12 protein-coding genes and 1 pseudogene are annotated in these 10859 nt (G+C 56.1%); 8 read left to right on the plus strand and 5 right to left on the minus strand.

Annotated features, from left to right (window positions below):
* Positions 1–354 precede the first annotated feature (354 nt).
* Both CINSTRO3249_RS07855 and argR read right to left on the minus strand, forming a co-directional pair.
* Entirely contained in the window at positions 355–621 is a 267-nt protein-coding gene (locus tag CINSTRO3249_RS07855; RefSeq protein WP_074012866.1) for a YdgH/BhsA/McbA-like domain containing protein, read from the minus strand.
* Between the two features lie 729 nt (positions 622–1350).
* On the minus strand, positions 1351–1821 hold the full coding sequence (gene argR, locus CINSTRO3249_RS07860; RefSeq protein ID WP_011410222.1) for a transcriptional regulator ArgR: 471 nt from the start codon (positions 1819–1821) through the stop codon (positions 1351–1353).
* Positions 1822–2108: 287 nt separating this feature from the next.
* Between argR and mdh the strand changes: the two genes are divergently transcribed.
* Together mdh and CINSTRO3249_RS07870 are read left to right on the plus strand one after the other, a co-directional pair.
* Entirely contained in the window at positions 2109–3014 is a 906-nt protein-coding gene (gene mdh / locus CINSTRO3249_RS07865; RefSeq protein ID WP_074012867.1) for a malate dehydrogenase, read from the plus strand.
* 866 nt (positions 3015–3880) lie between these two features.
* Positions 3881–4258 carry a DNA-binding protein gene (locus CINSTRO3249_RS07870; protein WP_074012874.1) on the plus strand — a complete coding sequence of 126 codons (378 nt, stop codon included), beginning with the start codon at positions 3881–3883 and terminating at the stop codon, positions 4256–4258.
* Positions 4259–4306: 48 nt separating this feature from the next.
* Here the strand turns inward: CINSTRO3249_RS07870 and CINSTRO3249_RS07875 are convergent, their stop codons facing one another.
* Positions 4307–4570 (minus strand): helix-turn-helix domain-containing protein, encoded by a 264-nt coding sequence (locus CINSTRO3249_RS07875; RefSeq protein WP_074012868.1) that lies wholly within the window; start codon positions 4568–4570, stop codon positions 4307–4309.
* Between the two features lie 186 nt (positions 4571–4756).
* Between CINSTRO3249_RS07875 and CINSTRO3249_RS07880 the strand changes: the two genes are divergently transcribed.
* Positions 4757–5137 (plus strand): DNA-binding protein, encoded by a 381-nt coding sequence (locus tag CINSTRO3249_RS07880; RefSeq protein WP_074012869.1) that lies wholly within the window; start codon positions 4757–4759, stop codon positions 5135–5137.
* A 98-nt stretch (positions 5138–5235) separates the two neighbouring features.
* On the opposite strand, the gene ispB is transcribed toward CINSTRO3249_RS07880, so the two are convergent.
* A complete protein-coding gene (ispB, locus tag CINSTRO3249_RS07885) occupies positions 5236–6207 on the minus strand; it encodes an octaprenyl diphosphate synthase (RefSeq protein ID WP_074012870.1) in 972 nt (323 codons plus the stop codon).
* A gap of 256 nt (positions 6208–6463) precedes the next feature.
* On the opposite strand from ispB, the gene rplU reads away from it, so the two are divergent.
* From rplU to CINSTRO3249_RS16520, 5 genes and pseudogenes are all read left to right on the plus strand, one after another.
* Positions 6464–6775, plus strand: coding sequence for a 50S ribosomal protein L21 (gene rplU, locus CINSTRO3249_RS07890; RefSeq protein ID WP_074012871.1), 312 nt, complete (start codon positions 6464–6466; stop codon positions 6773–6775).
* A gap of 15 nt (positions 6776–6790) precedes the next feature.
* Positions 6791–7048 carry a 50S ribosomal protein L27 gene (gene rpmA / locus CINSTRO3249_RS07895; protein WP_074012872.1) on the plus strand — a complete coding sequence of 86 codons (258 nt, stop codon included), beginning with the start codon at positions 6791–6793 and terminating at the stop codon, positions 7046–7048.
* An 88-nt stretch (positions 7049–7136) separates the two neighbouring features.
* Positions 7137–7971: pseudogene (locus tag CINSTRO3249_RS07900) on the plus strand (DMT family transporter); the annotation flags it as partial.
* Positions 7972–8016: 45 nt separating this feature from the next.
* Positions 8017–9186 carry an Obg family GTPase CgtA gene (gene cgtA, locus CINSTRO3249_RS07905; protein ID WP_074012875.1) on the plus strand — a complete coding sequence of 390 codons (1170 nt, stop codon included), beginning with the start codon at positions 8017–8019 and terminating at the stop codon, positions 9184–9186.
* An 850-nt stretch (positions 9187–10036) separates the two neighbouring features.
* A complete protein-coding gene (locus CINSTRO3249_RS16520) occupies positions 10037–10558 on the plus strand; it encodes a hypothetical protein (protein WP_143146892.1) in 522 nt (173 codons plus the stop codon).
* Positions 10559–10630: 72 nt separating this feature from the next.
* On the opposite strand, the gene CINSTRO3249_RS07915 is transcribed toward CINSTRO3249_RS16520, so the two are convergent.
* The coding region (locus CINSTRO3249_RS07915; protein ID WP_143146879.1) for an integrase core domain-containing protein at positions 10631–10859 on the minus strand (229 nt) is incomplete at its 5' end.

A 10859-nucleotide genomic window follows, 5' to 3' on the forward strand; every position in this document is an offset into this window, starting at 1 on the left:
TCATATGCTGTTTAACCAGCGTCTGATATCGGCGGGTAAGGCGAGAGTCAATCCCGCCAACAGATAGGTTGAAATCATTCTGCAAAGTAATAACAGGTATCACGATAAATGTGTAGATACCTATGCCGCGAGCGGGGGGAAATCGTCTACTCGACGATGAGGGAATCATCAAATCGCGATGGGTTAATTCCGGACACAGGATTAACTGAGGGTCGCCGCGATAGTGATGTCGGTTACAGAGAGTGTTTCACAACGTGACACATTGCACAGTGCTGCCAAAAAAGGTGGCCAACCGTGGCGGTACTTGCCAATCGCGACCCTGACAGCGGGCCCGGTGCGGCTGGCCTGACTTACTTACTTATAAAGCTGAGCGGTGGCGTGCCAATTGCCGTTTTCATCATAGGCTTCCGTGACGTGGTAGGCGCGGGCGCCTTTGGCGTCGGCCGCCTGATTTAACGCTTGGTGGATGTCGCTCGGCGCGGCGTCGATACCGCTGACGCTGACAGTGCCCATGGGCTTTAAATCCTGGGCTTGCTGCAGCGAGATGGAGTCCGCGGCGAAGGCGCCGAAGGACAACGCGGAAAGCGCCGCCATTAAAGGTAATACCGATTTGGTTTTCATTATCTCATTCCTCATTTATCGCATCACAGATTCCATACTGTGATGCTCATCACGAAGATAAGTATACACTAGTAACGACGGGCACTAATAGTTTGCTGATAATTTTTTTATGAAACTTTCAGCTCGCAATCATCGCGATTAGAAGTAAAGGTTATTATATTTGAACAAAAAATAAACAACCTGTGTTAAAATGATGTAAAATCATGCGGATAAGTGGATGTGGCTAAAAGTGCGGTATGCGATAGTATTTCCCACTGGCTTACAGAACAAGTCCTTTATATCTGACAGGTCACAACGCGTGTCACGCTATTTAGCAAAGTACAAAAGCTTACCGACGGTAAGTAAATGTTAACACGATGATGCCTGAGTGGTTGACCTTTGATGACGAAAAATGCGCGATGGCAGTCTGCTTGACACAACCGAGGTGGCGCACCCGGTTGATTTGCTAGCGCGGCGTGCGCTAGCCCGGTTATCGCCAGGCAAAGCCGCGCTGTCGGCTTGGCGGGCCCAAAACACGCGCTCGCGGGGTTAACGCCCTGGTGGCAGCTGCAGAACATTTAGCAGGGCGAGGCAAACGCCGGGGTGCGAGCCGCAAAAGACGCGCTGCGGCGCCGTAACGCGCGGCGCGCAGAGGGACAACTGCGATAGGCGATATCGCCCCGCGCGGTGGCAGTCACACCGCACTTAAGACGTCGCAAGCTCTGATGACAAGGGCGAGCAGGGGCGGGATCACAGCTCCTGGTTGAAGTGGACCAGGATAAAATGATACAGCCGCTTGACCGAGAAGCCGGGCGCGGGCGTGGTAAAGACGGTATCATCGCCGGCAATGGTGCCGAGGATCCCCTCCGATTTCCCCAACGAATCCAGCATCCGGGCGATGAGCTGCGCCGCGCCGGGACTGGTGTGGATGACGACCAGCGCATCATTATGATCCACGTCCAGCACCAGATTTTTCAACGGGCTGCTGGCGGTGGGAACGCCGAGTTCTGCTTGCAGGCAATACACCATTTCCATCTTGGCGTTGCGGGTACGCACCGCGCCAAATTTAGTCAGCATGCGCGAGACCTTGGATTGGTTGATGTTCTCAAAGCCAGCCTCCTGCAGCGCAAGCACAATCTCGCCCTGAGAGCTGAATTTTTCTTCTTTCAGCAGCGCCTTGAACGCCTTGACCAGTTCTTCCTGTTTCGATTGATTTCGCATGTTTTACCGCAGAGTGAGCCGATTATTTAATGGATTATTATGCATAAAATTGAATTTTTATGCAATCGAATTGCTGCCGGTGACAGCGTCGCTGTCCATGGTCGGTGAAAAGCCTGTGACTTGCAACCCGCCTCGCCAGCCCATCCTCGCGCGCTGCCGCAAACCTGATGTTGATCAATTGTCTTTATTAGGCGATGCATTTATGCTTTCCAGTAGAGTATGAGATGCCATTCTTCGTAGGGTTATAAGGAGTATTACAATGAAAGTCGCACTGCGCGGCAGGCGGCATCGGCCAGGCACTGGTGCTGCTGCTGACAACCCGTTTACCCCAGGACTGGGAACTCTCGCTGTATGACATCGCGCCGGTAACGGCGGGGATCGCCGTGGATCTCAGCCACATCCCCTCGCCGGTGCAGGTCCGCGGATTTTGTGGTTCAGACGCGACACCGGCGTTGCTTGGCGCCGATATCGTGCTGATCGTAGCGGGTGTCGCCCGTAAGCCCGGGATGGATCGCGCAGATCTGTTTAATGTTAATGCCGGCATCGTCAGGCAACTGATCGGTCAGGTGGTGGCATGTGCGCCACAGGCGCTTATCGGCATCGTCACCAATCCGGTAAACACCCTGGTGCCCATCGCCGCAGGCGTATTGTCGCAGGCCGGTGTCTACCAACCGCAAAAACTGTTTGGCATCACGACCCTGGACGTCATACGCGCCAACCGTTATGTGGCGGACCTGAAAGGTTTGCGGCCGGACCAGATAGAGGTGCCGGTCGTGGGCGGCCACTCCGGCGTTACGATTTTGCCTTTGCTATCCCAGGTGTCGGGCATCAGTTTTAGCGAGGAGGAAGTCAATCTTTTGACCCGACGAGTCCGCAATGCTGGTACCGAGGTGGTCGAGGCAAAGGCCGGCGCGGGGTCCGCCACGCTCGCCATGGGTTACGCCGCAGCCCGCTTTACGCTGTCGCTGGTGCGTGCGCTGCAGGGGCAGCAAGGGATTATTGAATGCGCCTATGTGGAAAGCGAAACCGACTTTTCCCGCTTTTTTGCCCAGCCGCTGCTGTTGGGACCGCAGGGCGTCAGCGCGCGTCGGCCGCTGGGTATTTTGACCGACTTCGAGCAACAGGCGCTGCAGGGCATGCGCCCGGCGCTAAACGAGGATATCGCGCTCGGCGAGCGGTTTTTGCAACAATAGCCCGCTGTCGGCAGCGGGGGACGGGGTGGTGGGTTTTCCCCTCAGGGCAATGCGCTCGTGCCTCGCCATGGCCCTGCATCCTCAGCGTCGTCGCACGGCCTCTTTAATGCCGGTGGTATCGGCAAGGTAGTCGCGGGATGCCGCGTGCGGGCATGGAGACGGTGTCTTGGAATGCAGCGCAGCGGCGGCGCCGGGCCTGTTTCGCATTGTGAAGTCTACCGGCGTTTGGCGCCGTCTTAACCGGGAGTGTTTGGCGCCGAAAAGTCCGGCGGCGCAGTGCAGCGGCAGCGCCGGCGTATTTCGCATTGTGAAGTCTACCGGCGTTTGGCGCTGTCATAGCCGGGAATGTTTGGCGCCGGCAAGTCCGGCGGCGCAGTGCAGCGGCGGTCGCATTATGTCGGCGCCGCCAAGGTGTATAAAGGTAAACGTTCCCTTATGCAAAATACTATTTTGCGCCCGTTTTCCATGGCAAAAAGTTAGCCGTGCCGGCGTTTTCTTTTCCTTTTTCCCGGTTATTCGTTTTCACATAAAAGTTATTTCTAAAGAGATAGTTTATTGCATTACAGTAATAACATAGATAATTTTATAAGAATTCCATTCAATTGATAATGAACAATTTTTATTAATTTTGTGTTTTTTATTCTAATAGCTGGCATTGATCTCATTTTTTAATGCCACCTTTGATCCAATGCGCTTTTTTTGTGTTGTAATTAGCGTTACGACAAGTCTTTAATGTTATACATTAAATGTTGTCGTAATAGCGGAACGGGAATCAGGTGCCGTAAATTCCACAGTACCTGCCCAAACCGTGCGATGGCGATAGCGCCAGGCTGTCACCATGACAAGGAGGGGGATAAAAGATGGAAATAAAAAAAGAATGGATTGCAACGCACGAATTGATTGGGGTAGGTGGACTACCCAAAACACGACAGGGACTGAATAGGCGGGCCAGGGAGGAGGGCTGGCAGAAAAGGCGGCGCGAGGGTGCGCGTGGTAAAGCGGTAGAGTATGCCTGGCACAGTTTGCCGGACATGGTGAAAAAGACGCTTTCTTTAAGGACCAACCCGGCGGAGTATCAACTCTCCACACAGGAGACGTCGGCAACCTGGAACGAAATTCATCGGCAACTTTCCGATGCGGAGCGCGATTTTATCGTCTCCTTTATCGTACGTGAAGGGGTACTGAACCTGTTAAAGCGTCTTGACTATCCTGATGAGCCGCTCAACGACGTCAGGCCGGAATGAAAGCGTGCGCCGGGGAAGGCATGGCCCTCCCCGGCGCCGGCGCGTTGGTCAGCGCTGGCGTATCAGGCTTTTCCTATCGAGTAATTGATTGGTTTCTGGGTCGATATAGCGACTGGGCCATATCACCGAGGGATGGATCTCCAGCACATCGGCGATGAGCCACTCCCCCTTCGGCCATGGCCGGGTGAGGGCGTTCGCCAGCGTGGAAGAACTCAACCCCGCCGCCCGCGATACTGCCGCCAGTGAGGTCCCGCGTTTACGGAGTGCCGCGATGATATCCGCAGGGTGCCAATCTGTATTCCTTTCGCTCATATTTCGTTCCTTGTGCTGTAAGACAAACGCTGGTTAATGGTATAACTAACCAATTCAGATAAAACGATGGCAATGGTCATAGCCTTTAGTTGGAAAATATATAGCACCAAACTTCCTAAAGGATTTCAATTATTTTCCAAATAAACTCTATTTTGTTATGCAGGTCGAATTCGGAATGAAAATCTTATGAAACACGCCTGGTTCAGCACTCAGGAACTGCTGTCTGTTGCCGGGCTGCCCGGTACCCGTCAGGGGCTGTGTGATCTTGCCAGGCGTGAAAAATGGAATCGGCGTCGCAGGCAAGGGGCACAGGGGCGGGGAATGGAGTACGCTTTCGATAACCTACCCACGGCGGTGCAACAGGCGCTGCTACGCCGGGAAATGTGCGATGGCGACGAAGCCGAATGGGCGCTTGACGCGCCCGTGGCGGGGGTTTCCACGTCCCTGACGACCTGGATTGCCATTTACCGGCAACTGACCATTGAAGAGCGGGAGCGGGTGATCGCTTTTGTGATGCGCGAAGGCATCGGCGCGTTTATCGTGCGGTTGGGGCTGCAGAGAGAATAGCGACAGGCATGTCGGCGGAGCCGGCCTTCGCATCATGCCGTGGGTTGCCGTCCAGCGACGATAATTTTCCAAATATCTTCCTTTATTGACGTGGGCGCTTACGAGTCGCGCTGCACCGCCACATGGGCCAGGCTTTCCAACGCATCGCGGTAAGGCGAGGGCGACAGGCAGCCCAGACAGGCGATAGCTTTATCCGCTTCTTCCTCCGCGCAGCGGCGGGTATAGCCCAGGGAATCGCACTGGCGCATCGTTTCCAGCACCGTTTCCAGCAAGTGCCGTCCGTTGCCCTGTTCAATGGCCTGCCGGATCAGCGCCGCCTGTTCCGGCGTGCCGTTGCGCATGGCGTGCAGTAAAGGAAGCGTCGGCTTACCTTCGTTAAGGTCATCGCCGGTATTCTTCCCCAGCGTTTTACCGTCCGCGCCGTAATCCAGCAAATCGTCAATCAGTTGAAAGGCGGTGCCCAGATAGCGGCCATAGTCGCGCAGTGCCGCTTCCTGGCGGGCATCGGCGCCGGCCAATATGGCGGAAGACTGTGAGGCCGCCTCGAATAACCGCGCGGTTTTGCTGTAAATCACCCGCATATAGCTGTCGATGGTGATATCCGGGTCGTTGCAGTTCATCAACTGCAAGACTTCACCCTCGGCGATGATGTTAACCGCCTCAGACATCAGCTTGAGGACGCGCAGGGATTCCAGCGCGGTCATCATCTGAAAAGCACGGGTATAAATGAAATCGCCGACCAACACGCTCGCCGCGTTGCCAAACGCCGCGTTGGCCGTGGCTTTGCCGCGGCGCATATACGACTCGTCCACCACGTCGTCATGCAGCAACGTGGCGGTATGAATGAATTCAATCAGTGCGGCGACGGTGACGTGCTGCTTACCCTGATAATGCAGCGCCCGCGCCGCCAGCACCGCAATCATGGGCCGGATACGCTTGCCGCCGCCGCTGATGATGTAATGGCCAAGCTGATTTATCAGGGCGACCTCGGAGTTTAGCTGCTCGCGGATTGCCGTGTTGACCTCCGCCATATCCTGCGCGGTCAGTTCATTAATTTGTTCAAGATTCATTATTTTTATTCGGTTTAAGGGTATACCGCCAGTGTAATGCCGCACGCGGGACCGGTTGGCGGAAAGAGTGTTACTGATTGTACTTGAAAAACGTAAGAGATAAATGGCGATGAAGAAACTGCACCTTTTTCGCTTTGTGTACGTATTCTGCACTTGTCTTTGGTCAGAATCTTGCGTAGAATTCGCGCCCTATTGTGAATATTTATAGCACGCTCCAAACGATTACAGATTGAGCGCGCGGAAAGCGGAGTTTTTTATGTACGCGGTTTTCCAAAGTGGTGGTAAACAACACCGGGTGAGCGAAGGTCAGACCGTTCGCCTTGAAAAGCTGGACATCGCAACGGGTGACACTGTTGAGTTTGACCAGGTTATGATGATCGCCAACGGCGACGACATCCAAATCGGCGGTCCTTTCGTGAACGGCGGCAAGATCACGGCGGAAGTCGTGGCTCATGGTCGCGGCGATAAAGTGATGATTGTTAAATTTCGTCGCCGTAAGCACTTCCGTAAGCATCAGGGCCACCGTCAGTGGTTCACTGACGTTAAAATCACCGGTATTGGCGCCTAACAGGAGAGCAGACTCATGGCACACAAAAAGGCTGGCGGCTCCACACGTAACGGTCGCGACTCAGAAAGTAAACGCCTGGGCGTGAAACGCTTCGGCGGCGAATTGGTCAATGCCGGCAGCATCATCGTTCGTCAGCGTGGAACCCGTTTCCACCCGGGGACCAACGTAGGCTGCGGCAAAGATCATACGCTGTTCGCTTTGACGACCGGTAAAATCCAGTTTGAAGTGAAGGGCCCGAAGAACCGTAAATTTGTTAGCATCGTTGCTGAATAAATTTCCCGTTCTCTGATTGCCGAGTAAAGCCCCGCACCTGGTTGCGGGGCTTTTTACTTTATCCGCTGTTTTACGCTCACCGTTTATCATGAAAAATACACAGCAGGCCGGACAGCAAGCGGGCATCGGTATTGCGCTCGCCTTGACCACCGCTATGTGCTGGGGCGCGCTCCCCATCGCCATGAAGCAGGTCCTTACCACCATGGAGCCTTATACCGTGGTTTGGTACCGTTTTTTATTAGCCGGTATCGGTCTGCTGCTGATTTTGACGCCGCGCGGGCAATTGCCGCCGCTGCGGCTGTTTTTCCGCTGGCGCTGGCTGATATTGCTAGCGGTGGCGACCGCCGGACTCTTGGGCAATTTCGTTTTTTTCAGCACCTCGCTGCAGTATTTGAATCCTACCGCCTCGCAGGTCATCGGCCAGCTGTCGCCGGTCGGCATGATGGTGGCGAGCGTGGTGATTTTAAAAGAGCGCATGCGTATTACCCAGCTTGCCGGCGCCATCCTGCTGATAGGCGGACTGCTGATGTTTTTCAACAGCAGCCTGCGCGAGATATTCACCCGTCTGACCGCCAATACTCTGGGTGTGATTTTTGGCTGTTGTGCGGCGATGGTGTGGGTGAGCTATGGTGTGGCGCAAAAAGTGTTGCTGCGGCGCCTGGCGTCGCAACAGATCCTGTTGCTGCTGTATATTTTGTGTACAATAGCGTTGACGGTAGTGGCAAAGCCGCTGACGCTTATGCAATTAACCGGCGGTCAACTGGCCTGTCTGCTGTTCTGCGGCCTGAATACCCTGGTGGGCTACGGGGCTGGCGCGCTGGCAGGCGGCGCAGGTCAGCGCCATTATTACCTTGACGCCGCTGTTTACCTTGATTTTTTCTAATTTGCTGGCGCTGTTCTGGCCCGCGTCCTTCGCGCCGCCGCCGCCGTTATCAAGCCGCCCGGCAAATGATTTATGGAGAGTTAGCATGAAGTTTGTTGATGAAGCCGCCATTCTGGCGGCGGCGGGCGACGGCGGCAATGGCTGCGTCAGCTTCCGCCGGGAAAAATACATTCCCCGCGGCGGGCCCGACGGCGGCGACGGCGGCGACGGCGGCGACGTGTGGCTGCTGGCAGATGAGAACCTGAATACCCTCATCGATTACCGTTTTGAGAAAAACTTTCGCGCCGAGCGCGGTCAAAACGGCCAGAGCCGCGATTGTACCGGCAAGCGCGGCAAAGACATCATCATCAAAGTGCCGGTGGGTACGCGGGTGCTGGATGCGGGCACCAATGAAGTCATGGGCGACATGACCCGCCACGCGCAGCGGCTAATGGTGGCCAAAGGGGGATTTCACGGTCTGGGCAATACGCGCTTCAAATCGTCGGTCAACCGGGCGCCGCGCCAGAAAACCGACGGCACCAAAGGCGAGATCCGCGAGATCCAATTGGAGCTGATGCTGTTGGCGGATGTGGGTATGCTCGGCCTGCCCAACGCCGGCAAGTCTACGTTTATCCGCGCCGTATCGGCGGCCAAGCCCAAGGTGGCGGATTATCCGTTTACCACGCTGGTGCCGAGCCTGGGCGTGGTACGTATGGATAACGAACAGAGCTTCGTGGTGGCGGATATCCCGGGACTGATCGAAGGCGCGGCCGACGGGGCCGGTTTGGGTATCCGTTTCCTCAAGCATCTGGAGCGCTGCCGGGTGCTGCTGCATCTTATCGACCTGGCGCCCGTGGATGAATCTGATCCGGTGGAGAATGCCCGCATCATCATTACCGAATTGGAACGCTACAGTGAAAACCTGGCTGCCAAACCGCGCTGGCTGGTGTTCAATAAAGCGGACTTACTTGACCGGGAAGAAGCCGCGGCGCGCGCCCAGGCCATCGCGGAGGCGCTGCACTGGGAAGGGGAGCACTATCTGATCTCCGCCGCCAACCGCGACGGCGTGAAGGCGTTGTGTTGGGATGTAATGGCCTTTATCAATGCCCATCCCAAAGAGCAGGCGGCACCCGAGGCTGCGCCGGAAAAAGTCGAGTTTATGTGGGATGATTATCACCGTGACCAACTTCAGCAGGCGGAAGCCGAAGAAGCGCTGGATGATGATGATTGGGATGAGGACGATGAAGACGGCGTAGAAACTGTCTATCAGCACTGAGCAACATTAACTCTTTTCCTCCCCCGCGGTCAGGGGGTCGCCCAGGCGGCGATTGCCGGTCAGTAAGCACTGACTGGTAGTGCCGCCCTCTCTCCGCCGCGGGTTTGGCGATGAGCTGAGCACTGTCGCCGCGCGGATGTCTCCCCGCTCCGTAAGATATTTCTATCATGCCCCCCTCTGGCGGGCGACAATCCTCTTGCCTGCTGCCCGTTTGAAACGGTAGATTGGCGCAATCGCTGGAGAATCCGCTGATAATAACCGGTCCTGAACAGACCGTCTTTTCTTTATGCCGCTGCCGCGGCTCTCATACTACCCAGTTCACTTAAGCCGCAAGGCAGGGTATCTGTTGCTCATAGGATCTTTGCTGCACGGCACGTTTCACGCGTCATCACTGATCGGCCCAGGATAGGCGGCACTTGTCCTCAAAGGTGCGCATGCTCTCATCAAGGGGCCCCTAAAAGCAGGTCCGGCAGTCTCTGAAACGGGTGGTATCACGTCATTTTGCGCCCTAGCGCCGTTGCCTGCACGGCGTCGCGAGGTATTACTTCGACCCAATGGAACTGAACAGGAGTCATTATGCCAGAATACACTGGATGTCAGGCAAAAAGGGGGAATGGACGCCTCCCGTCACGCTACACCGCCACCTTCTCCCGAGATGCGACCGAGTTCACCCCGGTCGTCCACCCTCGCCGGCCGCGTGTTGGTGAGATCTGCGCTGCCGGTAGGTCCGCGTGCGCGCGCCCCGGTGTCAGCTCTGGCGAGGAACTACCCGCTTACGTTAAAGGCACTGCTGAACAACACCTCGCGACCTTTAGCGCGCCACAGCGTCAGCGCGAAAATGTCCCCCTCTTTGCCCTCGACGCCGGCGGTGGCGCGCGCCGAGCTGGCCTGTGCCGGACCCGATCCCCTGGCGCAGGCCCATGAGGACAATACCCCGCACAGTACGGTCAGCGATGCCGATATCGCTACCGCCAATCGACGGCGAAAGCCGGACGGTGGTGTCGCTACCCGCCCTCCCGGCAAGGCTCAGCCAGACAAAACCCGAGCTCGCCATGGCGTAAGAAAACACCTTAGACCGCTGCGCATGGCTGGCCGGACGCTACGCTACGCCGCAACCTATGCGCCTGCCGACGCAACGGACAGGGTAACGCTCACCCCTTCTACCGTCATGACGCCGGTGGCCGTCTCTGTGGCAGCCGGTCTTAACGGTGCCGGGCATGGCCCGCGTGTGGTGGACAATAACCTCAACCGGGGAGATGCGTGGACGGGTTATCGCACTAATGCCCGCTCTGACGGCAGGGGGCGCGTCATCAACAGAATGTTGACCGGCTTGCCTTGGTACGGCGCCATCACCCGCTGCCTTATATCTTGATCATTGACTTTCAAAGGTTAATGATCCCCAACTGAATAACCCCGAGTTTATTAGAGAGTAATTTTGGCAATACTACGCCGCTTCCTCTGATGCTAATTGCAAAGCGTAATAGTTCATTTCGGCTTCAGTAGGAGGGATGTAACCCAGCCGCCCGAGCAGCCTTCTGTTGTTGTACCAGTCCACCCAGTCCAGCGTGGCCAACTCCACTTCCGTCCGGTTTTTCCAGCTCCCGCGGTGGATAACCTCCGTTTTGTACAACCCGTTGATACTCTCTGCCATCGCATTATCGTAGGAGTCGCCG

Source organism: Candidatus Sodalis sp. SoCistrobi (genome assembly GCF_900143145.1).
Classification (GTDB): domain Bacteria; phylum Pseudomonadota; class Gammaproteobacteria; order Enterobacterales; family Enterobacteriaceae; genus SoCistrobi.